Source organism: Thioalkalivibrio sp. ALD1 (assembly GCF_000381245.1).
Classification (GTDB): Bacteria; Pseudomonadota; Gammaproteobacteria; order Ectothiorhodospirales; family Ectothiorhodospiraceae; genus Thioalkalivibrio.
Genome location: NZ_KB906241.1, coordinates 613,245 through 638,477, shown reverse-complemented (window position 1 = coordinate 638,477; position 25,233 = coordinate 613,245). Strand labels below are relative to the sequence as shown.

Annotated in this window: 18 protein-coding genes; 10 read left to right on the top strand and 8 right to left on the bottom strand. The window is 65.6% G+C overall.

The window, feature by feature from the left end:
• From F623_RS0102975 to F623_RS0102965, 3 genes are read right to left on the bottom strand one after another with little or no spacing between them, the layout of a single operon-like run.
• The gene (locus tag F623_RS0102975; RefSeq protein ID WP_018868078.1) at positions 1 to 1,023 is read right to left on the bottom strand and encodes an aminoglycoside phosphotransferase family protein; all 1,023 of its coding nucleotides are present in this window, start codon (positions 1,021 to 1,023) and stop codon (positions 1 to 3) included.
• Complete coding sequence (locus F623_RS0102970) at positions 1,020 to 2,123, bottom strand: glycosyltransferase (protein ID WP_196799755.1); 1,104 nt, start codon at positions 2,121 to 2,123, stop codon at positions 1,020 to 1,022. Before F623_RS0102970 ends, F623_RS0102975 begins: the two co-directional genes overlap by 4 nt.
• A gap of 30 nt (positions 2,124 to 2,153) precedes the next feature.
• On the bottom strand, positions 2,154 to 3,539 hold the full coding sequence (locus F623_RS0102965) for an O-antigen ligase family protein (protein WP_018860783.1): 1,386 nt from the start codon (positions 3,537 to 3,539) through the stop codon (positions 2,154 to 2,156).
• A 179-nt stretch (positions 3,540 to 3,718) separates the two neighbouring features.
• Between F623_RS0102965 and F623_RS0102960 the strand changes: the two genes are divergently transcribed.
• The 5 genes from F623_RS0102960 to F623_RS0102940 are packed head-to-tail and all read left to right on the top strand — an operon-like array spanning position 3,719 to position 8,284.
• Positions 3,719 to 4,552, top strand: a complete 834-nt coding sequence (locus F623_RS0102960) for a 3-deoxy-D-manno-octulosonic acid kinase (RefSeq protein WP_369772112.1) — start codon at positions 3,719 to 3,721, stop codon at positions 4,550 to 4,552.
• Entirely contained in the window at positions 4,549 to 5,691 is a 1,143-nt protein-coding gene (locus tag F623_RS0102955; protein ID WP_018860785.1) for a glycosyltransferase, read from the top strand. Before F623_RS0102960 ends, F623_RS0102955 begins: the two co-directional genes overlap by 4 nt.
• On the top strand, positions 5,688 to 6,290 hold the full coding sequence (locus F623_RS0102950; protein ID WP_018868080.1) for a hypothetical protein: 603 nt from the start codon (positions 5,688 to 5,690) through the stop codon (positions 6,288 to 6,290). The genes F623_RS0102955 and F623_RS0102950 overlap by 4 nt, the downstream gene beginning before the upstream one ends.
• 49 nt (positions 6,291 to 6,339) lie before the next feature.
• Positions 6,340 to 7,020, top strand: coding sequence for a sulfotransferase family 2 domain-containing protein (locus F623_RS0102945; RefSeq protein WP_018868081.1), 681 nt, complete (start codon positions 6,340 to 6,342; stop codon positions 7,018 to 7,020).
• Positions 6,995 to 8,284, top strand: a complete 1,290-nt coding sequence (locus F623_RS0102940; protein ID WP_018860788.1) for a hypothetical protein — start codon at positions 6,995 to 6,997, stop codon at positions 8,282 to 8,284. Before F623_RS0102945 ends, F623_RS0102940 begins: the two co-directional genes overlap by 26 nt.
• Before the next feature lie 12 nt (positions 8,285 to 8,296).
• On the opposite strand, the gene F623_RS0102935 is transcribed toward F623_RS0102940, so the two are convergent.
• The 5 genes from F623_RS0102935 to glnE form a co-directional block, all read right to left on the bottom strand.
• Positions 8,297 to 9,106: a sulfotransferase gene (locus F623_RS0102935; RefSeq protein WP_018860789.1), complete on the bottom strand. Its 810-nt coding sequence runs from the start codon at positions 9,104 to 9,106 to the stop codon at positions 8,297 to 8,299.
• Positions 9,103 to 10,539, bottom strand: a complete 1,437-nt coding sequence (gene hldE / locus F623_RS0102930; protein ID WP_018868082.1) for a bifunctional D-glycero-beta-D-manno-heptose-7-phosphate kinase/D-glycero-beta-D-manno-heptose 1-phosphate adenylyltransferase HldE — start codon at positions 10,537 to 10,539, stop codon at positions 9,103 to 9,105. Before hldE ends, F623_RS0102935 begins: the two co-directional genes overlap by 4 nt.
• A 76-nt stretch (positions 10,540 to 10,615) precedes the next feature.
• The gene (locus F623_RS0102925) at positions 10,616 to 10,840 is read right to left on the bottom strand and encodes a zinc-finger domain-containing protein (RefSeq protein WP_018860791.1); all 225 of its coding nucleotides are present in this window, start codon (positions 10,838 to 10,840) and stop codon (positions 10,616 to 10,618) included.
• A 302-nt stretch (positions 10,841 to 11,142) separates the two neighbouring features.
• Positions 11,143 to 12,063, bottom strand: a complete 921-nt coding sequence (locus F623_RS0102920) for a branched-chain amino acid transaminase (protein WP_018860792.1) — start codon at positions 12,061 to 12,063, stop codon at positions 11,143 to 11,145.
• Between the two features lie 13 nt (positions 12,064 to 12,076).
• Positions 12,077 to 15,004: a bifunctional [glutamate--ammonia ligase]-adenylyl-L-tyrosine phosphorylase/[glutamate--ammonia-ligase] adenylyltransferase gene (glnE, locus tag F623_RS0102915; RefSeq protein WP_018868083.1), complete on the bottom strand. Its 2,928-nt coding sequence runs from the start codon at positions 15,002 to 15,004 to the stop codon at positions 12,077 to 12,079.
• Positions 15,005 to 15,152: 148 nt separating this feature from the next.
• On the opposite strand from glnE, the gene F623_RS0102910 reads away from it, so the two are divergent.
• From F623_RS0102910 to F623_RS0102890, 5 genes are all read left to right on the top strand, one after another.
• Positions 15,153 to 16,190 (top strand): Fe(3+) ABC transporter substrate-binding protein, encoded by a 1,038-nt coding sequence (locus tag F623_RS0102910; protein WP_018860794.1) that lies wholly within the window; start codon positions 15,153 to 15,155, stop codon positions 16,188 to 16,190.
• 217 nt (positions 16,191 to 16,407) lie between these two features.
• Complete coding sequence (locus tag F623_RS0102905; RefSeq protein ID WP_018860795.1) at positions 16,408 to 18,087, top strand: iron ABC transporter permease; 1,680 nt, start codon at positions 16,408 to 16,410, stop codon at positions 18,085 to 18,087.
• A 1-nt stretch (position 18,088) separates the two neighbouring features.
• Positions 18,089 to 19,204 (top strand): ABC transporter ATP-binding protein, encoded by a 1,116-nt coding sequence (locus tag F623_RS0102900; RefSeq protein ID WP_018860796.1) that lies wholly within the window; start codon positions 18,089 to 18,091, stop codon positions 19,202 to 19,204.
• 93 nt (positions 19,205 to 19,297) lie between these two features.
• Positions 19,298 to 21,085, top strand: a complete 1,788-nt coding sequence (locus F623_RS0102895; RefSeq protein ID WP_018868084.1) for an autotransporter assembly complex family protein — start codon at positions 19,298 to 19,300, stop codon at positions 21,083 to 21,085.
• On the top strand, positions 21,082 to 25,230 hold the full coding sequence (locus F623_RS0102890) for a translocation/assembly module TamB domain-containing protein (RefSeq protein ID WP_018868085.1): 4,149 nt from the start codon (positions 21,082 to 21,084) through the stop codon (positions 25,228 to 25,230). The genes F623_RS0102895 and F623_RS0102890 overlap by 4 nt, the downstream gene beginning before the upstream one ends.
• Positions 25,231 to 25,233 lie beyond the last annotated feature (3 nt).

Below are 25,233 nucleotides of genomic sequence, written 5' to 3'. Positions count from 1 at the left end.
TTAATCCACCCTGAGAGCAGAGCGCAGCTTTTCGCTGGCACCCACAAACTTGTCTCGACGCTTGTGCGAAGCAGCGCTCGCAAACTGGGGGTGAAAGGCATGCGCGAGCGCCATCGACAGCAGCGAGGCAACGCGGTGCTCCGGGCACCATTCGCGCCCGGCGGAATGCCACAAAGAAGCCATTTCCGGGTCGTAGTCGCCCCGCAGATAGTTTGTGCGCAACGCAGCATTCACCGGCGCGGTCCCGCGCAGGAGCGACAGCGCGTCGTAGAAAAAAGGTAACGGTTGCACCCGTTCCAGGTCGATCAGCACAACACGGCCATCCGGACGAACAAAGACATTCCCGTTGTGACAGTCGCCGTGGCATTCGAGCAGGGGCGCCTCGCGCAGGACATGTTCGACACCCGTCTCATACTGATCCAGCGCCCTGCGCAACCAACCCGGAAGGTTCCATCGTCGAACCTCGCTCCAGACCCGATCGAGGTCGAAACAACCCTCGCAATGCTCGACATGGTGCTCGCAACTGGCCAACAACTGGCGATATACCGGATCCCATTGCGCTTCGTCCGCATCACGGACAGGAACACCATCGACAAAGGATTCACGGACGGCAAAAGCACCCGGGATCTCCACCGTGGCCTGGTGAATCTCGGGGCAGGGATAGGACCGTGCCAGCCACTGTGCATGGCGTAACAGCCTGTCGACCTGCCCCGGGCGATCGGTTACCCGAAGCATCCAGCGCCGCTCTCGATCCACCAGCAATGTCCAGTCGCTACGCGCAATCAGCGTATCGCAGGTCCCGGCAGCACCTCCTGCCTGCAGCCCGCGCTTGCGCCCGGCATGGCCCTGTCCGGCGGAACGCAGAAGCCTTTTCTGATACGCATCGGGGTGAACGCCGTCCTTTGGGCAGTAGGCCACACCCGCGGACACCTGCCATTCTCCTCGCGTCAGCTCCGGTTCCACCCAGCGCAGCTTGAGCCGCGTTTGCCGCGCCTGCTTCCATTGGGCGAGAAGACCCTTCAACGCGGCATCCCTTGCCCCGGAGACGCCAGGCCGAAAAAGTCGAGGTATGCCCGGGCGGCCGTTTCCGCCCGAAAGGGGCGCACCGCATCCTCGCGCTCGAACGCGGGCCCCTCGCCACGTAACGTACGATCCAGGGCATCGGCGAGGGCCTCGGGATCCTGCATCGGCACCAGGGTGCCAAAACGACCATCGGCGAGGATCTCGCGCGGCCCACTGGGACAATCGGTCGACACCACGGGCACGCCGAGTCCCAGGGCCTCCATCACCACATTGACCAGACCCTCCCAGCGAGAGGACAGCGCAAACACGTCAGAACGCGCCATCCATGCATAGGGATTGGAGACGAAGCCCGGCAGATCCAGGTCGCCCTCGATACCCAGTTCCCTGGCGAGGGACCTCAGGGCAGCTTCCTCGCGCCCCTTGCCGAGAATGATCAGCCTTGCCTCGCGCCGTTCCCTCAGGCGGGCAAATGCGCGCAGCAAGGTCGGGTAATCCTTTTGCGGCACCAGGCGCCCTGCTGACAAGATCACGGGGCAGGTCTTGTTGACTAACCAGGGATGGTCCACGGACTCACAGGCCCGCTCCAGCGTAGACGGGGCCACCGAGCCACTGTAAATACGCTGTACGGTCACCCCTTTCAGGCCCACGGTATCCACCAGATCATCACGCACACCGTCGGAAACGGCGATTACCCCGTGCGAACGCGGATACCAGCGACGAATCTGACGGAACTTCCGTTCCCGCCGCAGCGGCTCGGCCGCCAGCTTTTCCGATTCACCAAAGGTATTGGGTACGCTCAGGAAGCGCTTCGCTCCCGTATCCGGCAGCATACCCACCTGAGCCAGGATCATGTTGGTGATATGGTTCACCGAGAGGATCACCCGCGGCCGACGTCGTCGCAGGTAGCGCCAAAGGGCCAGAGTAGTCGCGAATTTCCCGCGGGTACCAAGGTGCACGCACGCCACCGATGATGGCATCTCGTCGGGGTAAAACATCTCCCCGTCGCGGAAAGTCACCAACTCCACCGACCAGCCCTCGCGCGTCCACACGTGGATCTGATTCATCAGCCGCCGATAGGTACCTCCCCACGGCCGAAACATCCCGAAAAGCACGATATCCGGCACGCCACGTCATCCGTTTGTGCGGGGGGCGTTAATGTGCCGGGCCAGGGCCGCGGCAACCATTGGCGCCAGGAACATCGTATACAAGTGGATCTGCTTGAATGAATCGAGAAAATACGTGCCCAGCATCGCCACCAGCATGAAAGGCACGAAACCGATCGTCGTAAATGCCAGCCCCAACCCTACGCGATCCGTGCGCGGCCGCGCGCGTACCTGGCGAAAGGCCTCCCAGATGATGGCTATGAAGAACGCGATCATCAGGACATATCCAATTCCGCCCAGGCGCGAAAGCAATTCCACGTGGGCGTCATGAAAATGCCCCGAGCGACCTTCAAGCACCGGTGGCAGAGGGCGCTCTGCCATCATGTGGTAGGGATCTCCGGGGCCCCATCCCGTCATTGGGCGGTCGAGCCACAGCTGGATGGCGAACACCTTGTACGCACCGCGGGCTCCGACATTGCCATCCTCGAACTCCCAGGCATCTTCCAGGCTCTCCATGGCCAGGATCTCACCAATCGCGTCCGCTCGGTCCATCGCACGACGTTCGATCTCGTCCCAGGCAAAGTGGACCCCGGAAGCAAACAGGGCCACCAAGACCAGCAATCCTGCCATCACGGGTGGACGGCGCAGCTCGCGGCGGAAGTGCCAGGCCAGCAGAATGGCCAACACTGACAAGGCCACGATCAGGGACAGCCATCCTGTGCGCGACTTGGTGACGAAAATGGCGACCAGGAGCATGACCACGGCCACCAGAACACCGCTGGCGCGGAACGCAATAGCCCAAGTGCCGCGCGCCCGGGGTTGGACGCCATTACCCAGTAGCAAAGCCGGCACGAACATCAACAGGCCGATCAGCATCGCCCCCATCGCCAGGGCGGCCCGCGAATGCCCCATACCGAATATGTAGCGGAAGGTTCCGGTGAGGGCCTGATTGAAGTCTTCCCAGGACCACGTGGGCAGTATTTCGAAGAAGAGAAACCCAAGGGCCATTACTACCAGGGCACCCACGGCGTGACGCAACCAGTCGCCAGTGGCCACCAGCGCCATGGCCAGAATCAGTACGGGTAATGCAAGGATACGGACCCAGGTCCCCATACCGTCCAGATGTTCGCTGGACAGCTCCGGCTGTTCGATAAAGGCCGCCGACAACCCTCGCAAAAGCACATAGACGATAAATGCCACGGCAATCCAGAACACCGGGCTACGAATGACACCCTGCCAGTGGCGCACTACTACAAGAGCGGTGATGATCAGCATACCGAACTGGGCAAGCTGCCCCAGCGTAATGCTGAGCGGCGACAGGAAGGCGAACACATACACACAGGCGATAGCCGCATAGCGAAGCCCGCCCTGTGATAGCCCAGTGGAATTCATGGGCACGGCGCGCCCGTTCATTGCTGTCATGCGAGTCTCGTTGGTTGTTCGTGCAGGCGTAGAAGCCGACCACCTTTCGGGGCGGCATCTGACTCATGGAAAATCGGTCGCCAGTATAATGGGTGCTCACAGGGGGTACAGCCCAACAGCGCCCATCGTCACGTCCCCATCATGGGTCCGGATCACAACCAGAGAAACCGATGCGAGGCGCCCGTTGCGATTGCCCGATGCCAGACGATAACCGCGTTCACATTCCGCGCCATCGGCCTGACGCCCGCGCATTGGCGCCGGACGCGGCAAACCATGCCCCGACATCGCCCGGCACATGCCTCGAGCGCCTGGCCCGAAACCGGTGGATCCTGCACGACACGTCACTGCTCCCAACGGTTTCCGAGGAGTTGTTTCAGCCACAGAGGCTGCGTCAGCAGGGGGCTATAACCGCAACCCGTACCGGGCGCCGGACCACCCACTTCCTCAGGCACGAAGAACTCGACCTTGTATTGCGGCACTACTGGCGCGGCGGCTGGATCGCCAGACTGTCGGAAGACCACTACTGGTGGACCGGCCTCGCGCGCACACGCCCATTGCAGGAATGGCACCTGCTGCGTGCCTTGTATGATCTCGGTCTCCCGGTCCCCCGCCCTGTCGCAGCCCGGGTCGTCCGCCACAGCCTGTGGTATTCGGGGGACTTGATCACCACCGCTATCCCAAAGGCCCTGCCGCTTGATGAATACATCCGGGAAGAACTCGACACCCCGGCCCTGTGGCGCGGAATCGGGACCACCGTTGCCCGTTTCCACAATGCCGGCACCTGGCACGCCGACCTCAATGTTCGCAACATCCTGGTCGGACCAGGTGACGAGGTCTGGCTGATCGACTGGGACCGGGGTCGCCTCGGCGTCCATCGAGGGCTGAAGCGTAACCTGACCCGGCTACAGCGTTCGCTGGCCAAGTGGTCCGGCACACGGGAGCGAGGAGCCAGAGGCTGGTCCCATCTGCTGCAGGGCTACAACGACGAACGAAAACCGGCATGACGACCAGGCGGCTGGCTGTGCTCGTGTCCTACACCGGCGATGGTGGTGTCGAGAAGATGATGAACCATCTTCTGCGAGGCTTCGTGGATGCCGGCATCCAGGTTGACCTTCTGTTGCTGAAGGCGCGTGGCGGTCATCTCGAACAAATCCCCGAGGCCGTGAACGTGATCCGGCTGGACGCACGAACCTCTCTGCTGGCGCTGCCCGCCGTCATCGGTTATCTCCGCCGTCAACGCCCGGCGGCATTACTGGCCGCCAAGGACCGTGCCGGCCGCGTGGCCCTGCATGCACGGCGTCTGGCGCGGGTACCCACAAGGGTCGTTCTCCGGATGGGCATGCACCTGAGCGGTTCGCTTGCCGGCAAGACCTCGTTGCAAAGGCTGCTCCGTTATCGCCCTGTCAGGCGGCTGTACCCGCAGGCGGATGCGATCGTTGCGGTAGCGGGTCCGGTCGCGGAGGACCTCGCCCGCATCGGCAGCATCCCGCCGGAGCGGTTCCGCGTGATTCCCAACCCGGTGATCTCCCCGGAGCTGCCTGAACGCGCGGGGCAGGTCGCAGATCATCCCTGGCTGGATCCGGCCGCCCTGGAAGAGACACCGGTCGTGCTGGCCGTCGGTCGTCTGAAACCGCAGAAGGATTTCGCGACGCTCCTTCGGGCTTTCGCTCGGTTACACGCTCAGCGCACCTGTCGGCTGATCATCCTGGGAGAAGGGCCCGAGCGGGCCCGACTGCAAAACCTGGGGCGGGAACTGGATATCGCGGACCATGTCGATCTGGCGGGCTTCCGCGCCAACCCGTATCCGTTCATGCGTACGGCCAGCCTGTTGGTCCTGTCATCACGCTTCGAGGGTTCACCCAACGTCCTGGTCGAGGCCATGGCACTCGGGACGCCGGTCGTCGCCACGGACTGTCCCAGTGGTCCACGCGGCATCCTCGACGGCGGGCGCTTTGGACCGCTCGTTCCTGTAGGCGATGCTGCTGCACTGGCCGATGGTATGGCCCGAGGGCTGGATGCACCGACCGAACCGGCCCAGCTCCAGCAGGCGGTCGCCGACTACACCGTTGAAAAGAGCGCCCGCGCCTACCTGGATGCGCTGGGCCTCGTATCGACCTTAAAGCCGGACACCAACACCCCATGAAAGCCCCCATCCTCATCGATCTGCCCACCGAAAATCTCGAGCGGTATCTCGACAAGCGCGACCCGGCGACCAAGGTCCGGTTCTTCATGGATGGGTTGCTCCTTCCCCGGGGCGTGCGTCGCGGACAATGGCACCGGCGGACCAAACCCTTTGACCAGCACCCGATCTACGGACTGCTGGAACACCTGCTGAACGAAGGGCGCAACCGAGACGAACACATCAACGCGCTGCGGTACTACTATCGGGAGCGGGGCAAGACCGCGGACCAGGCCGAGGACAAGATCGCCCGCTCCCTGGACAAGTACCTCGAACGATACCGCGGGCTGGCTCGAAGCATGGCCGAGAATGGATATGTGGCCGGTCTGGGCAAGGACGAGATTGGCGTGGCAATCGGCCCGGACGGCGAATTCATTAAGGTGGCGAACGGCAATCACCGGCTGGCGGTGGCCCGCTTGGTCGGTGTCCCACAGGTGGTCGGAGAGATCCAGTTCGTGCACCGCAACTGGCTGCGCCGCCAGCCCCCGCAACGCGACGTCGACGAGACCCTGCTGCATACCCTGGGCTCGCTGAATGCCCGACGCAATCCCGCGGATTCCTGACACACCCGCGGTTACAATACCGCCACTGCCCCCTGCCAGCCTCCGCTACATGCTGATTTCATACCGCAAGAATTTCCTGTTCGTGCACATCGCCAAGACGGGCGGGACCAGCATCCGGGCGGCGCTGCGGCCGTACCGCTGGGGCGGGTGGTACAGCATTCCGCTGTGGGCGGCGAGCCAGGTCAGCCAGCTGACCCGCCCCCGGCACAAGCTGGGACTGAAGTTCCCCCGCCACGCGAAAGCGATCGCGGCGAAGGAGATGCTGCCGGAGCCGGTCTACCGCGAGCTGTTCAAGTGCGCGATCGTGCGCAACCCGTGGGATCTTCAGGTGAGTTCCTGGCATCACATCCAGCGGGAGAAGCCGGAGATCCTGAAAGGGGTCAAGTCCTTCGGAGATTTCCTGCGCCTGAAGTTCGATCCCGAGCGCCCGTACGACTACATGCTGGACACCTCGGCGGAGTTGCAGCACGAGTACATCGTGGATCTCCAGGGCCGGGTGATCGTCGACTTCATCGGCCGCTACGAGAACCTGCAGGAGGATTTCCGGACCATCTGCGACCGCATCGGGATACCTGCGCCGGAGCTGCCGCATCTGCGCCGCGCCACCGAACGCGACGACTACCGGACCTACTACGACGATGCCCTCGTGGAGCTGGTCGCGCAGCATTATCGCCGCGACCTGGACCTGCTGGGCTACCAGTTCGATGCGCCGCACACCGGAAACGGGTGACCGCCCGGAGATCCCCGGGCTTGGAACGCTCGCACTGGAACAGTGCATTCACGAGTACCCGGGCAAACGACGGATCTTCCGCGCCCGGCTTGCCAGTGGGCAGCCGGTGGTCGCCAAGTTCTACCTTGGACGCATCGGCCAGTGGGCCGAATGGCGGCGCGGGACGCGTGGAGCGCGCCTGCTGGAAGCCGCTGGCGTCCCCGCTCCAGCCGTACACCACGCCGCTTACTGCCCCCGATACCGCGCCTGGCTGCTGGTCCTGGATCTCGTCGAGGCGGACGAACCCTGGCCACCGTCCGGGGAAGACCCGGGAGACCAGGCCCATGCACGCCTGCTGGCCACACTGGCCGAACACCATCGCGCCGGCATCGTCCAGAACGATCTCAACTGGCTGAACTTCATCCCCCGTGAGGGGCGTCTGTTCGCCATCGACGGAGATCGCGTGCGTCGCCGCAACGGGCCACTCGGCCGCCGAGCGGCCCTCGACCACCTGCAACGGCTGTACGCCTCCAAGACCCGCTTGCCCGAGACACTAATACGGGAGGGCTTCCGGCAGTATCACGAAATGAGAGGCTGGGAAGTGACGGAAGCCGGGTTGCAACGCTGCCTGCGCGACCTGCGCCGTGCCCGCCTCCGGCACGCCCGCCGCGTCGCCCGGCGGGCGTGCCGGGGGTGGAAGCACTACCCCCGATTCCGTATGGATGAGCTCGGGGTGATTCATGACCGACGGGCGCTTGCCCGTGGACAGGCCGAACACCTCGCTCGCCAACTGCACGAAACCGGCGAACTGCCGGATGGGCTCTCCGGCCATGCCGATCGGTCATACCGGGCACAGCGAATCGATGCCCACTGGCAGGCGCTACCCGGCCTGCTGCGCCCGGTCCTCACGCGCCAGATCGCCCGGCGGGCCTGGAGTCATGCCCTCACGCTGCGGCGTCTGGGACTCTCGGTGCCGCGGCCGGTAGCGATTATCGCCGCAGATCGCGGCCTGGTCTGGCTGGTCTGGGAGACGGACCCGGAGTTGCGCCCGCTGAATGCCGCCAGCGATCCCCCGGGAGCGGCGGCCGAGACCCTGTGGGCCGAGCTGCGCGATTACGGGATCCGCTTTCGGGGGCGGGACCCGCGCATGCTGGGCAGCGATGGCCAGGCGCTGTGGATCCTTGATCCCCTGCCGCTGGCCTTCGGACGTCCGGAGTCGCGGGGGTTTCTGCGGGCCGCGGAGGGCGACCGGTCATGGCTGGAACGGGTCAGTAAGCCTCGCTGAACCAGCGGGGACTCAGTCGATTCCCCAGCGACGCTCCTTGGCGTCGTTGGCGACCCGGCCCGGCCAGGCAATCAGGTTCTGGATGCGCTGCATGTAGGGCGGGATCACCTGTTTCCAGGCATCGTCGGGCCGTATCTGGCTGCCCTCGGTCTTGCGAAAGACATCCGCGGAACCGATGTTGTGGTGCGGCATCTCCGCCCAAGCGTCGAGCTGCGGCCGCTCGAACTCCAGGCCCAGCCGGGCCATCAGCTTCGGCAGCTGATCTTCCGGATCGTACGCCAGCTTTTCGTAGTTCAGCACGATGTGCGGCTCGTTGCGCAGGAGGTAGTAGAGCCGCAGCGAGCGATGCGAATACGAAAACGTGGGGATGTAGTTCTGCTGTTTGCGCTTGCGCAGCGACTGGGCGCGGCCGCGCGGGTCACGCAGGACATGGATCGGAATGACGTCGATGTCGGGCGCGGCCATCAGGCGTCGCAGGCGCTGCACCGATTTGGAGTTGTCGGTCACGAACGGTACGTTGCTGACCTCGGAGACCACCTCGAACAGCGTGCGATTGTGTTCATTGAAACGCGCCGGATCGCGGGCGTGCACATCGAGCGTCTCCAGGGTACAGCCAAGACGTTCCTCCAGGCGGGCATTGACGGCCGACCAGAACTCGCACTCCCAGAAACTGGGGGCACCACAGGGACAGGGATGCTTGCGCGCATAGTGTGCCAGCCGCCGCACCCCGCCCAGCGCCCGAATCTGGCTGTGGGCGTCCAGCAGGATATCCGTCAGCGTCGAACCACTGCGGCCCATCCCCACAAGGTAGAGTACTTTCATCGTTGTTCCTGACTCGCTCGTATGCGTTCCACCACAGCGCTGGTGGAACAGTCGCCCATGAAATCCAGCACTCGTACCTCGCCGCCGTTCGCCACCACCGCATCGTGTCCGGCGATGGCGTCGGGTCGATAATCGCCGCCCTTGGCCAGTACGTCCGGCAGGACGTCGGCGATCAGGTCGGCCGGGGTGTCCTCGGAGAACGGGACCACCCAGTCCACCGCGCCCAGGGCCGCCAGGACAGCCATGCGCTGGTCCAACGGATTCACCGGGCGTCCTTCTCCCTTCAGTCGACGCACGGAGGCATCGTCGTTAACCGCGACCAGCAGCCGGTCTCCTAGGGCACGGGCCTGGGCGAGATAGGCGACATGGCCGGCGTGCAGGATGTCGAAACAGCCGTTGGTCATCACGACCCGCTCGCCCGCTGAACGAGCCCGGCGCAGCACCTCCGCCAGCTCGGCACGGGACAGCATGCCCTGACCGGCCGCCCGGGGAGCGTAGATCTCGCGCTCGATCTCGGGCAGCGAGACGGTGGCGGTACCCAGCTTGCCGACCACGATGCCCGCCGCCAGGTTGGCCAGCTGCATCGCGTCCTCGATGGTCGCGCCCGCCGCCAGGGCGGCGGCCAGGGTGGCGATCACCGTATCGCCCGCACCGGTCACGTCGAACACCTCGCGCGCCCGGGCCTGCTGATGCACGGCCGCCTGCCCCTCGCGGAACAACGTCATCCCGGCCGCGCCGCGCGTGACCAGGAGCGCCGGGATCCCGCAGCGCTCCGTCACGCCGCGGGCCGCCTGTTCCAAGCTTTCATCGTCCGGACAGGGACCTGCCACACCCTCCAGTTCGGCGAGATTGGGGGTGATCAGATCCGCGCCTCGGTACCGCGAGAAGTCGTGGCCCTTGGGGTCCACCAGTACGGGGACTCCGGCGGCGCGGGCGGCCTGGATCAGGGGTTGCGGGTCGCGCAGCGCACCCTTGGCGTAGTCGGACAGGACCACGGCGCCGCAGTTGGCCAGCAGGGGTTCGACCTGCGGGAGCAGATCGGCGGCGCGGGTGCCGGGGAAACCGTCCTCGAAGTCGAGGCGGATCAGCTGCTGATGACGGCTGATCACGCGCAGCTTGGTGATGGTGGCCGCACCCGCCTGGCGGCGGAAGTGGCAGGCCACACCCGACCCCTCGAGCAGACCGGTCAGTTCGGCCGCGGCCTCGTCCTCGCCGGTCACACCGACCAGATCGGCATGACCGCCCAGGGCAGCAAGATTCAGTGCGACGTTGCCGGCCCCGCCCGGGCGCTGTTCGATCTCGCGCACATGGACTACCGGGACCGGGGCCTCGGGCGAGATCCGGTCGGTACCGCCGTGCCAGTAGCGATCCAGCATCAGATCGCCAATCACCAGCACACGGGCCTGATCGAACGGGGGCAGGGAGAGCTTCATCGGATGCGTGCGCGGGAACGCCCGGGACGGGCACGATTCGCCCCGACATGTGCGCCGGGGGGCGGGTGCCCGGTGATCAGGCGTCGTCCTTCAGGATGAACTGGGTACCGCAGTACGGGCACTGGAAGCGGCCGTCCGGGGTCTCGTCGATCGGCAGAAAGACGCGCGGATGCGAGGCCCACAGCGCCATCTTCGGCGTCGGGCAGTGCAGCGGCAGGTCTTTCTTGGTGACCGTGATCTCCGGCTGCGCGTTCGCGGTCTCGTACTGGTCCTGGTGATGGGCGGTATCGGGATTGACCATGGTTTTCGTCTCGCGTGTTGGGGAAACACTGATTAATGCACGCGCTCGCGCTCGAGTCGCTTTTGCGTGCGAACAAGGCGCGGTGACTGCCGTGCAGTCATTCTGCACAAGGGAACCGCAACGCCGTTCCCGCGCAAAAGCGGCCGAGCCCCGTCTTTCAATAGCTTGTGGGGGTTGGCACCCCAGGTTCCCCGATCCTGCGTTGCGCCGCTTGCGGGTAGAATCACTACCCGCTGCACGACGCGCCTTGTCTCGGAAAACCTGGGGTGCCAACGCGAGCGTGTGCATTAATCAGTGTTTCCCTAGAGGTAGGTCAGCCACCCGTCGTGCTGACGGTCGCGGCCCTGTACGACATCAAAATAGCGCGATTGCAGGCGCTCGGTAATCGGTCCGCGGGTACCGGAGCCAATCGGGCGGTCGTCGACCTCGCGGATCGGGGTTACCTCGGCGGCGGTACCGGTGAAGAAGGCCTCGTCGGCGATGTAGACCTCGTCGCGGGTGATGCGCTTCTCCACCACGCGCAGGCCCTCCTCCTCGGCCAGGGTGATCACCGTGCGACGGGTGATGCCGTCCAACGCGGACGTCAGATCCGGGGTGCACAACACGCCATCGTGGACCAGGAAGATGTTCTCGCCACTACCCTCGGCCACGTAGCCTTCGGTGTCCAGCAGCATGGCTTCGTCATAGCCGCAGCGGGTCGCTTCCTGCAGGGCCATCATCGAGTTCATGTAGTTGCCGTTGGCCTTGGCCTTGCACATGGTCACGTTCACGTGGTGCCGGCTGTAGGAGGAGGTGCGAATGCGGATGCCCTTCTCCATCCCCTCGTCGCCGAGATAGCTGCCCCAGTGCCAGGCCGCGACCATCGCGTGCACCTTGAGGTTATCCGCGCGCAGCCCCATGCCCTCGGACCCGAGGAAGCACATCGGGCGCAGGTAGGCGCTCTCCAGGCCGTTGTCGCGTACCGAGGCGACCTGCGCGTCATTCAGCTCGTCGGCAGAATACGGGATGGTCATACCGAGGATCTTGGCGGAGTTGAACAGGCGCCGGGTGTGGTCCTGCAGGCGAAAGATCGCCGGACCGCGCTCGGTCTTGTAGGCGCGCACGCCCTCGAACACGCCCATGCCGTAGTGCAGGGTGTGGGTCAGTACGTGGGTCTGCGCCTCGCGCCAGGGCACCATCTGCCCGTCCAGCCAGATCACCCCGTCGCGGTCGGCCATCGACATGTCTTGTATCCCTCTAGGCGTTCTCGTTCGCGGCCGGATCCGGCACGCCGAACAGCTCATTCCAGGTTTCGATTACGCGGTCGCGCACCGCCAGCAAGTCGTCGTCCGGTTCCTCGACCCGGGCGTCCCTACCCGCCAGCGTCAGGCGGTGGATGCGGTTGCGCAAATCCCGATAGGCATCCGCCAGCGTTTCGCTCAAGTCCTCGCTGATTACGCCCTCGTGCCCGAGGGTCTCCAGCGTGCGGATCTTGTCCGGCCAGTCGCAGACGGCGGGATGGTCGTGGGCGGATACCAAAACCCAGTATTGAACCATGAATTCGATATCAGTGATACCGCCCCGGTCGCGCTTGAGATGGAAGCCCTGGCCCTTCTTCGAAGCATGCTCGGCCAGCATGCGCTGGCGCATCTCGATCACCTCGGCCCGCAGGGCAGTGGCATCTCGTTCGCGGGTCAGCACCTCGTGACGAAGGGCATCAAACTCCCTGCCCAGCTCGGCATCGCCAGCGACAAAGCGCGCCCGCACCAGTGCCTGATGCTCCCAGGTCCAGGCGGACTCGTCCTGATAACGGCGAAAGGCCCGTAGCCCGCTGACCAGCAAACCGGAGGTTCCACTGGGCCGCAGGCGAGTATCCACCTCATACAGTCTTCCAGCCGGAGTGAATGCGCCCAGAAGGTGGACAATCCTCTGCGCGACACGGGCAAAGAACTCCGCATTGTCGATGGCTTTAGGCCCGACGGTTTGGGCCTCGTCACCCTCGGAGTCATGCAGGAACACCACGTCCAGATCGGAGCCGTAGCCCAGCTCGAAACCGCCCAGCTTGCCGTAACCGATCACCGCGAAGCGTGCCGGGCGAAGGTCGTCGCCCTCGCCACAGCGCGGCTCGCCATGACGCTCGACCAGCTTGTCCCAGGCCAGCTGGAGCACCCGTTCGAGCATCACCTCCGCCAACCAGGTCAGGTGATCGGAGACCTTCATCAGGGGCAAAAAGCCCATGATGTCCGCCGCCGCCACGCGCAATGTCTGCACCTGCTTGAACTGGCGCAGGCGGTCCAGCATCTGCTCGTGGTCCTCGCCCGGGAACTGCGCGAGTTCCGCTTCCAGTTCCTCGCGCAGTCCGTCCCGGTCCGGCGGGGCGTACAAGGCGCGCGGATCGAGCAACTCGTCCAGCAGGACGGGAAAACGCGTCAGCTGCTCGCTGATCCAGGGACTGGCCGCGACCAGCTTGACCAGCTGCGACAGCGCCAGCGGGTTCTCGACCAGCAGCGACAGATATACCGAGCGTCGGGCGATCGTCCGCACCATCTGCAGCGCGCGAGGCAGCACCGTATCCGGGGCGTCCAGCTCGGCCAGCGCCCCGACGAGTAGCGGCATCAGCCGATCCAGGCGCTGACGTCCAGTGGTGCTCATCGCACGTACGCCGGGGCTCTCGCGCAACTCCACCAGCCCTTCCAGGGCTGCTCCGGCGTCGTCGAAGCCAAGGGAGTCAAGAACCTCCCGCGCCACATCGTCGTCCAGCGATCCCTGCCACAGACGGTGCAGTTGCTGTTCGCGATCCGCCTCGGGCGAGCTGTCCATCGATTCGGCATCGTCGCGCTGAGGGGCAGTAAACACCTGCTCGAAATGGGCATGCACCCGGCGCTGCTCGCGCACCAGCGCCGCTTCGAAGGTCACCTCGCTGTCGAACCCCAGCGACAGGGCCAGACGCGTCCGATCGCCGGTGGAGCGCGGCAAGCGATGGGTCTGCTGATCGTTGAGCATCTGCAGACGGTTCTCGATCCGGCGCAGAAAGCGATAACTGCGCTCCAGTTGATCGACGGCGTAGCCTGGCAGCAGCTCGCGTGCGCGCAGCACCTCCATCACACCCAGCAGGTCGCGCCGCTGCAGGGCTTGGTCGCGCCCGCCGCGAATCAACTGAAACGACTGCGCAATAAATTCGATCTCGCGGATCCCGCCCTCGCCGTGCTTCACGTCCTCGTAACGCCCGCGCCGCGCGGATTCGTCGTTGATCATCTGCTTGAGTTCGCGCAGGTTGGCGAGCGTGCCGTAGTCCAGATAGCGGCGGTAGATGAACGGTCGCAGGCGCTTCATCAGCGCATCCCCCGCAGCCGCGTCCCCCGCCAGCGGGCGCGCCTTGATCAGGGCATAGCGCTCCCATTCGCGGCCATGCGCCTGGTAGTAGTCCTCCATCGCATCGAAGTGCATCACCAGCGGGCCCGAGTCACCGAATGGGCGCAGGCGCATGTCGACGCGATAGCAAAAGCCATCCGCGGTTACCTCGGACAGCGCCGCGATCAGGGCACGCCCCAGCTTCTGAAAGTACGCACCGTTGTCCAGCACCCGTTCGCCATCGGTCTCGCCAGTCTCCGCGTAGGCAAAGATCAGGTCGATATCGGAAGAGAAGTTGAGCTCGCCACCGCCGAGTTTTCCCAAGCCCAGCACGACCAGCGACTGCGCTGCGCCATCGGCCCCGCGCGGCTGGCCATGGCGGCCCTGGTAGTGTCGGTCGAGCCACTCCAGCGCCCCCCGGATCAGGCCCTGGGCGAGTCGGCTGAGGTCATGCATCACCTCGTCCAGGTCCGCACGTCCCTCCAGGTCCCGCCAGGCGATTCGGATCATCTCGCGATGGCGGATCTCGCGTAGCGCCTGTTTCAGTTGCTCTTCGCTGTCGACGTCTTGCAACGCGGTGCTCAGCATCGCGGCAAACGCTTCATCGTCGCGCTCGGGCACGTGCCCCTCGTCATCCAGGGTATCGAGCAGATAGTCCGGATGGCGCCCCACCGTTTGGGCGAGGTAGTGGCTGAAGGCCAGCGGGCTGGCCGACTGACCCGTCAAGCTGTCGGGCCACTGGGTCTTGTCGCCGAGGTCCTTCAGCAGGTGCGCGACCTCTTCGTCCAAAAAGGGAGGCAGGGCTTCGGGGTTCTCGGGCAGGGGCTTGTCCATGGGCCAAGCTTAGGGAAACACCCGCCAATGTGCATACCCTTTCTTCGGCGCGGCTCAAAGCCCCGATCCAGCAGCAGAAAATCGTTGACAAGGATGCGAACACAAATAACAATCGTTCTCGTCAATGTTTCCACGAGGAAGATTCAGCATGTCGTTTCGCCCCCTTTCCTGGCTGGTGATGGCCGCCGCGGCCGTGGCCGTCTCCATGCCCCTGGTCGGCTGCAGCCCGGCCGACGAAGACGAAGTCAACCTGTACTCGGCACGGCAGGAAAACCTGATCCAGCCCCTGCTCGAGCAGTTCACCGAGGAGACGGGCATCAAGGTCAATCTGGTGACCGGCAGCGCGGACAGCCTGCTGCAGCGCCTGCGCCACGAGGGGCGCAACTCGCCCGCGGATGTGCTGATTACTGTAGACGCCGGGCGCCTGCACCACGCACAGGCGGCGGGCGTGCTGCAGTCCGTGGAATCCAACACACTGAACGAGAACATCCCCGAGCGCTATCGCGATCCGGAAGGCGAGTGGTACGGCCTGTCACTGCGCGCGCGTCCGATCCTCTATCACAAGGACCGGGTCGATCCGGAAGACCTGTCCACCTACGAGGCCCTGACCGACGAACAATGGGAAGGCCGCATCTGCATTCGCTCGTCCGACAACGTCTACAACCAGTCGCTGGTGGCCGCGATGATCGCGACCGAAGGCGCGGAGGCCGCCGAGGCGTGGGCCGAGGGCATCGTGAACAACATGGCGCGCCGGCCGCAGGGCGGCGACCGCGACCAGATTCGCGCGGTAGCCGACGGGGTCTGTGATGTTGCGATCGCCAACACCTACTACCTGGGCCTGATGCTGGCCGGCGACGGTAGCGACCGCGATGTCGCCGAACAGATCGGCGTCTTCTGGCCCAATCAGGACGACCGCGGTACACACGTGAACATCAGTGGTGCGGGCGTTACGGCGCATGCCCCGAACCGCGACAACGCCATCCGCCTGATCGAGTTCCTGACCTCGCAGAAGGCGCAACAGTGGTACGCCGAAGCCAACCAGGAATACCCGATCCGGGATGACGTACCGGCCAGCGAGATCCTGCAGGGCTTTGGCGAATTCGAATCCGACGACATTGAGCTTCACCTTCTGGGGGACAACAACAGCGAGGCCGTGCGAATCATGGACCGCGTACGCTGGCGCTGATGCCCTTCGGGCCCACGCGTTTCGCAAGCCCCCGGCTCCGCCCGGGGGCTTGCTGTTTCTGCGAAGCCTTTAATGGGGGAACGGTCTTGGTGGTATTCGAAACAAGAACCTTTATTATTCGCACTCCATGAGCGCCCAGCCCTCCAACCCAGCTCTGCCCGATACGCGAACCACTTCCCGGGGCAGGCCGCGACTGTCGTTCAGCCTGTGGTCGGTCGTGGCGATTACGGTGGCGCTGGTGCTCGCGCTGCCGGTCCTGGTGATCTTCGGGCATGTATTCATTCCGGCGGGCGAGGTCTGGGAACACCTGCGCCAGACGGTACTGGCCGACTACGTCACCAACTCCCTGGCGCTGGTGGTCGGCGTCGGCATCGGGGTGCTGCTGATCGGCGTCCCGGTCGCCTGGCTGGTCAGCATGTGCGAGTTCCCCGGACGCGGGATCTTCCAGTGGGCGCTGATGCTGCCGCTGGCGATGCCGGCCTACATCATCGCCTACACCTATACCGGCATGCTGGACTTCTCGGGGCCGGTGCAGAGCCTGATCCGCGACCTGACCGGGCTGGGCTACGGGGAGTATTTTTTCCCCGAGATCCGCTCGCTCGGCGGAGCGATGGTCATGCTGATGCTGGTGCTCTACCCGTATGTATACCTGCTCAGCCGCGCGGCCTTTCTGGAGCAGTCGGTCTGCGTGCTGGAGGTCTCGCGCACGCTGGGCCAGGGGCCATTCGGCGGGTTTCGCCGCGTGGCCCTGCCGCTGGCCCGACCGGCGATCATCGCCGGGCTGACCCTCGCGCTGATGGAGGTGCTCGCGGACTACGGAACGGTCGCCTATTTCGGCATCAGTACCTTTACCACCGGTGTGTTCCGCACCTGGTACGGGCTGGGCGACCCGGCCGCCGCCGCGCAGCTCTCGGCAGTACTGCTGACCTTCGTGTTCATACTGATCGTGCTGGAGCGATGGTCGCGTGCAAAGGCCCGCTTCCATCACACCAGCCGCCGCTATTCCACCCTGCCACGTTACCGCCTGAAGGGCTGGAAAGCCGCGGCGGCGTTCACCGCCTGCCTGCTGCCGGTGGTACTCGGCTTCCTGCTGCCCGCCGCGCAACTCTCGATCTGGGCGGTACAAACCACCGACCACTGGATGAATGCCCGCTTCGCCGAGCTGGTGTTCAACACCTTCTGGCTGGCGGTGGCCGCGGCCGTGATCGCCGTCGTCCTTGCGCTGGTACTGGCCTATGCCAAGCGCATGCAGGGCGGGACCTTCACCAATCTCGCCGTGCGCGTGGCGGGCATGGGCTACGCGATCCCCGGCACCGTGATCGCGATTGGCGTAATGATCCCGTTCGCCGCCTTTGACAACGCTCTGGATGGCTTCATGCGCGACACCTTCGGGCTGTCGACCGGGCTGCTGCTGTCGGGCACGGTGTTCGCCCTGCTGTTCGCCTACGCGGTGCGCTTTCTCGCGGTCTCGCTGCAGACCGTGGAGGCGGGGCTGGGCAAGATTCAGCCGAGCATGGACGATGCCGCCCGTTCACTGGGCATGCGCCCCCTGCAGACGCTGACCCGCGTGCACCTGCCGATCATGCGCGGCACCCTGCTGACCGCTTTATTGCTGGTCTTTGTCGATGTGCTCAAAGAGCTTCCCGCGACGCTGATCCTGCGCCCGTTCGACTTCAACACCCTCGCGGTGCGGGCCTTCGAGTTGGCCGGCGACGAACGGCTGGCGGAATCCTCCAGTGCCGCACTGGCCATCGTGCTGGTCGGGCTGGTTCCCGTTATCCTGCTGTCGATGACCATCGGTCGTTCGCGGCCCGGTCAGGGCGCGGCCAACCAGCGCCCGGACACCGAGGCCGACGAGCCACAGAAACCGCTCCCCATGCCCGCTGGTACGACCTGACATGACACAAGCCGCTACTTCCAACGCCGCCATCCAGGTCACCCATACGCCGCTGTTGGAGCTCGACCATGTCGACATCGGCTACGACGGCAAGGCTGTGGTGCACGGGGTCTCGCTGGCCCTGACCGAGGGCCAGATCGGCTGCCTGCTGGGCCCCTCCGGCTGCGGCAAGACCACCCTGCTGCGTGCGATTGCGGGGTTCGAACCGGTGATGCGCGGGGCCATCCACCTGGGCGGGCGGGCCGTCAGCGAGGCGGGGCATACGGTGCCCCCCGAACGGCGTGGTGTCGGAATGGTATTCCAGGATTTCGCGCTGTTCCCGCACCTGAACGTCGCCGACAACATCACCTTCGGCATCCGCGACTGGAGCCGCGAGGCACGCACCGAACGCGTCCAGACGCTGCTGAAGCTCGTGGGTCTGTCCGGATACGGCGAGGCCTATCCGCATGCCCTGTCCGGCGGCCAGCAGCAGCGCATCGCGCTGGCGCGCGCCCTGGCGCCGAAGCCCGCGCTCCTGCTGCTGGACGAGCCCTTCTCCAGCATGGACGTGGAGCTGCGCGGCGACCTGGCCCGCGAGGTCCGGCGCATCCTGCGGGCGGAGCACACCACCGCGATCCTGGTGACCCACGACCAGCACGAGGCCTTCGCCTTCGCCGATCGCATCGCGGTGATCCACCAGGGCCGCATTGCCCAGTGGGATACCGCCTACAACCTCTACCATCGCCCGGCCGACCGTTTTGTCGCGGACTTCGTCGGCGAGGGCACGCTGATCCCCGGCATGATCTGCACTGAAGACCGGGTCGACACGGCCTTCGGCGAGATACAGGGGTCGATGTCCGAGCAGCTCCCGCCGGGCACCGCGGTCGACGTACTGGTGCGCCCGGACGACATCACCATCGACAACGAACAGGGCACGGTGCAAACCGAGATCCTCGACAAGGCCTTCCGCGGAGCCGACTTCCTCTACACCCTGAAGCTCCCCGACGGGATCAGCGTGCTGTGCATGGCGCCCAGCCACGACAACTTCGTGATCGGCGAGCATGTGCGCCTGCGTCTGGACTTTACGCACCTGGTGGTCTTCTCACGCGGGAGCGGGGTGGACTGCCCTAGCGTCTAAGTTCGTCCTGCCGGGGAACTCGTACCCACGACGAGACACTGATAGGGACGCGCTCTTTGCCGAATCCACGCGGGTAGCCGGTATCATCGTTTCATGACCCTTCTTTCTCGCCCGCATCCGTTTCCCCTGTCGCATGCGCTCGCGGCACGACAGGCTCGATGGATCGGGATCCTCCTGGCGCTGCTGGCATTCCCGCTGGCAGCCGACGAGGACGATGGCCCGGTACCGGGACTGGTGCTGGAGGGGGGCACGGAGCTCCAGCGCGAAAACATTCGCAACAGCCTCAATCTGGCACGACAGCCCTGCGACCTGCCCGGCTTTCGCGAGCGCCGCCTGCTGCGCGACTCCGAACAGCGCGCTCACAATGCCCTGCGCGCCGTCGGCCACTACGACGCCGAACTGGACCTGAGCCTGGAGCGCGATGACGACTGCTGGGACCTGCACCTGACGTTCGAGCCCGGGCCACCGACCACCGTGGAAACCGTCGACATCCAGATCACCGGCGAGGGGATCGGCGATCTCGCGTTCGAGGCCGTGCTCAGCCAGACCGACATTCAGGAAGGCGATGTCCTGCGCCATGACCGCTACGACACCCTGCGCAATCGCATGACGCGGATTGCGGCGGACCGCGGCTATTTCGACGCGGACCTGCACACCCGCCGCCTGGAGGTCGACCGCGAGAACCGCACCGCGACCATCCGCCTGCACATGGACACGGGGGATCGCTACCGCATTGGCCGGGTCACGCTGGACCAGGACATCCTCGCGCCAGAATTCGTCGAACGCATGATCCCGTTCGAGGAAGGCGACCCCTACAGCTCCTCGCAGATCATCGCGCTGCAGCGAAACCTGAATGACTCTGGCTACTTTTCCGGCGTACGGGTACGCCCCCTGCGCGACCAGGCCGAGGACCGCCACGTCCCGATCGTGGCCGAGTTCGAACCCCGGCGGCGGCACAGCTACGAGGCCGGCATCGGCTACTCCACCGACATCGGCCCTCGCCTGCGCTTTCGTTTCGAGAACCGCTATGCCAACCAGCAAGGCCACCGGTATCACGCGGAACTGGAGGCATCGCCTGTGCGTTCCGGTGTGGGCTTCAACTACGCCATTCCACTACGCGACCCGCTACGTGAGCAGCTGAACCTGTTCACGACCTACCGCACCGAGGACACCGATACCCAGCAGTCCGACCGATTCCAGATCGGGGCCAACCGTGTCCTGCAAAGAACCGGCGGTTGGCAAACGACCGAGGGGCTGCGGTACGAATTCGAGGACTACACGGTGGGGGATGAGACGGATCGCAGCCGTCTGCTGATCCCTTCCTACCGCATCGGCCGCATGGAGGCGGACGACCCGATGACCCCGCGTCGCGGATACCGCTTCGATATCACCGTGCAGGGGGCCCAGGAAGAGATCCTGTCCAGCACCTCGTTCGCACAGGTGCTGGCCAGTGGCAAGTTCGTGCGCGCGATGGGTCCGGGACGGGTACTGGCCCGGGCCGATGCCGGATTTACCGAGGTGGATTCGGTTCGCGACCTGCCCAGTTCCCTGCGCTTCTTCGCCGGCGGAGATGCAAGCATCCGCGGCTACGGATATCAGAAGGTTGGCCCAACCAACGAGGACGGCGACGTGATCGGCGGGCGCCACAAGGTGGTCGGCAGCCTGGAGTACGACATCCCGGTTCGCGGTAATTGGAGTGCTGCCGCCTTTGTGGATGCGGGCAACGTCGTCAACGAATGGACCGAGTTCGACCCGGTCTACGGCGTCGGCATGGGCGTGCGATGGCGCTCGCCGGTGGGGCCGATCCGCGTCGATATCGCCCACGGCCCGGACTCCGATGACGACTTTCGCATCCACTTCTCCATGGGGCCGGACCTGTGAGGCGTCTCGCCAGGACTCTGCTGTGGCTAATCGGCGGGGTACTACTGCTGGTCGTCCTGGTGATCGGGAGCCTGGTCGCGCTGCTCGCCTCCGAGACCGGCACGCGCTGGCTGGCCAAACAGGCCGAGCAACACGCGCTCGTGGACCTGCGTATCGAACGCGTGGAGGGCACGCTGTTCACCGAGCTCGCAATCCACGGTCTCTACCTGTCGCTGCCGGACGGCCCCCGCATCGAACTGGACGAGGGGCGTTTGGCAATCGACGCGCAGGCCGGGCTGCGCGGCAAGCTTCGCATCCCGATCGTCCACGCATCCGGGCTGCTGATCGACCTGCCGCCCGAGGACATCGATGACGACGATCCGCTCGAGCTGCCCGATGCAATCCGTCTCCCACTGGTCGTGCAGGTGGAGGACGTCCTGCTGAACGACTTGCGGGTGCACCGCGAAGGCGCGCCTCTTGTCGCCATCACGCAAATCACGGCACGGGCGCGCGCCAGTGGTTCCCTGGTGGAACTCCAGCAACTCGCCCTGGACATGCCGGAGATCCAGGCGCAACTGCAGGCGCGGGTCGAGACCAAAGGCGATTACGCGGTGAACGCCCACGGCACATGGACCGCGCCCCTGCCGGACGCCCTGGCGGAAGGCCTGGATACAAACGAAGCGAAGGGTCGACTGGAGCTGGACGGACACCTGCGTGAACGCCTCCGGCTGCACCATGTCCTGAGCGCCGGCGTGGAGCTGACCCTGCAGGCCGAGGTGGTCGATGCGCTGAAGGACCCGCGTTTCGACGCCGAGGCCACCTGGACCCCGTTCACCTACCGTCTCGCCCCGGACCAGACCGCACATGTCGCCCCGGGACGGCTCCTTGCCTCCGGCCAACCGGACGACTGGGCGCTGGGCCTGGAGGCGGGCGCGCGACTGGATGAGCTGCCCGCACTCGAACTCGGGTTGCAGGCCCATGGTGATTTGTCCATGGCCGATATCGAGACACTACGGCTGAATTCCGAGGCTGGCCGGCTGGCGCTCACCGGCCCCATCCGCTTCGACGAGGACGCCCTGGGCTGGGACCTGCGACTGGCACTCGACGACCTCGACCCCGCCCCCCTGGGTCTGGAACTCGACGCGGGCCTGGAACGGCTGCGAGCCAACCTGCGGGGACACCTCCCACTGGATACCGAACAGACTCCGCTCGCGGCCCTTGAAGCCACAGTCGACATCGACGAACTCCAAGGCCACTTCGAGGACCATGCCCTGACCGGCCAGCTGGGCCTGACACTCACGGACGGGACGGCCCGTTTGCGCGAGAGCCAGTTCAAGGTCGATGACGATGCCCTGACGGCCACCATCGGCGGCCAGGTCGCGGGACTGGGTGGCGATCTGTCGGATCCGGAACACGTGCTGGATCTCGAGCTGGATCTGGCACTGGAGGCCCCCGATCTCGCCCGACTCCACGAAGAACTGGAGGGACAGCTGGAACAACTGCAGCTTGCCGCCAGCGGCCACTACACCCCCGCCTCGGGGCAACTCCGGGCCCAGTTGCAGCTGGACCCCCTGCGGGCCCGGAGCCATGGCATCGCGGTGACCGGGGATGGGCGCATGGACCTGACCGAGACCAGCGCCCGAATCGACCGCCTGCGTCTTGCAATGGACGACGGCGGACGCGTGGACCTGGCGGGAGATGTGGATTGGGCCGACGGTCTCGGCTGGGACCTCGCGCTGGCGGCCGAGGGGCTGGACCCGGCCATTATCACACCCGAGGCGCCGGGCCGCCTCGACCTGACACTCAACACCCGGGGCCAGCAGACCGAGGACGGGGCACTGCATCTGCAGGCCGAGCTGGAGCGCCTGACGGGCACACTGCGTGAGCAACCGGTCGAAGGGCGCGGACGGGCCGAGCTGGAAGGCGAAGCCCTGACGGTCGATCAACTGGAGCTGGCGCTCGGCGCGAACACCCTGAACGCACATGGCCGCTGGACCGACGCGCTGGATTTCCGCCTGCGGGTAGATGCCCCGGAACTGCAGCAGCTGTGGCCCGACCTCGCGGGACGACTGAATCTGGACGCGCATGTAACCGGATCGCCGGAATCACCACAGGTCGCCGCCGAGGGCGACGGCGCCGGACTCCGGCTGGGTGATATCGCACTGGCCCGGCTAGAGTTGAGCGCCAACGCCGGGCTGGCAGAGGATGCCCCCGCCCGGCTGGATCTGCGGCTTGAAGACCTGGAGCCGACCACAGGGGTTCAGCTGGCCAGCGTGCGCCTCGGGGCCACGGGGACCATCGACGATCATCGCCTGGATCTGGACGTGGACGGCCAGGAGCTGGGGACGCTGGCACTGGCGCTGGCGGGGGGCTTCGACCTCGACGCCACGCACTGGAGCGGCCGACTGACCCGGCTGGACCTGAGCCAGCCCCAGGCGGGGGAATGGTCGTTACCCGCCCCGGTCGCTCTGGAAGGGGGCCCGGAGTCCGCCCGCCTGGAGCGCCTGTGCCTGACCCGGGAAGCCGGGCGCATCTGCGCGGAGGGTCGCTGGCAGGAGACAACTGGCGGCAACTTCAATGCACTACTGGAAGACCTGGAGCTTGGCTGGCTGGAGCCCCTTTTGCCACCTGAATTGGGCATCGAGGGACAGATCCATGCCGAGGCCAGTGGCCGTCTGGATGACCAGGGGCGTATCGAGGCGGACCTGGCCGTACGGCCGACGGACGGTCGCCTGATGGTGCGCGACGAGGATGGCGAACTGCAGGATGTGCCTTATCAGGATGCGTACCTTGATGCACGCGTACGCGACCGTGACGTGGACGTCGAGTTTCGGCTCGGCTTTCTCGACGGCGGTATCGCGCGGGCGGCGCTCGAGTTGCGCCCCGACGGCGACGACATGCGCATTGACGGCGACTTCGAGGCACGCCTGGATGATCTTTCCTGGATTGCCGCGGCAAGCCCCGACATTCAGCGTCTGCGGGGCGTGCTGGATGCCCGCCTGACGTTCGGCGGACGCCTGGATGCCCCGCTGGTCGAGGGCGCTGTGCGCTTTAGCGACGGGGGCGTGCTGATTCCGGATGCCGGGATCGACATTGCGATCCCCGAGGTGACCGCCAACGTCGTCTCCGCCGAAGAGATGACCCTGGACGGGCGACTGGAGTCGGGCGATGGTGCGATCGACCTCGCGGGTCGCGTGGACCTGGGGGGCGATAGACCGCGTGCCGAGATGCAACTGCGTGGAGAAGACTTCCTCGCCGTGAATCGGGTGGACGCCGAAGCGACGATCACCCCGGACTTGGAGCTGGTGTTCACCCCCGAGGATGGCATCCGCGTGCGCGGCGAGGTGCTGCTGCCCTGGGCCCGGATCCGTCCACCGGACCTGCCCCCGGGCGCGATCCGCGTCTCCGGAGACGAGATCATTCTGGGCGAGGAGCTGGAAGAGGCCCAGGCACTGAAGACAGACATCCGTATCCGCATCCGCTTGGGCGATGACGTGCGCTTCGACGGCCATGGGCTTACGGCCCGCTTTGCCGGCGAAGTGGATGTCGAGGAGATCGCCGGGCGCCCGACCCAGCTGTTCGGGGAGATTCGCATCCCGGAGGGCCGTTTCAATGCCTACGGCCAGGACCTGCGCGTGGACCGGGGTATCCTGCTGTTCCAGGGGCCCGCGGAAACACCGGAACTGGACCTGCGCGCCGTGCGCACGGTACGCGAATACAATGTAACCGTCGGGCTCGAAATCGGCGGGACCCCGGATAATTTGCGCTCAAGAGTCTTCTCGGAACCCGCGATGGACGAGACCGAGGCCATGGCCTTCCTGCTGACCGGACGGCCACTGTCTGGGGCATCGGAGTCGGACGGCAGCCTGATCGCATCGGCGGCAGCGGCCTATGGTCTGGAGCAGAGCGCGCTGATCACCCAGCGGATCGGGACGGAACTGGGACTGGACGAAGTCACCATTGATACCGAAGGCGGCATTGAGGAAAGCGCCCTGACCCTGGGGCTGTATTTGTCCCCGCGCCTGCTACTGCGCTACTCCGTGGGCCTGTTCGACAATACCTCGCGGGTACTGCTGAGCTACGAGCTCAGCCGTCGTCTGACGCTGGAAACCTCGTCCGGCACTACCGAACAGACCGTGGACCTGATCTACCGGATCGAGCGCTGAAGC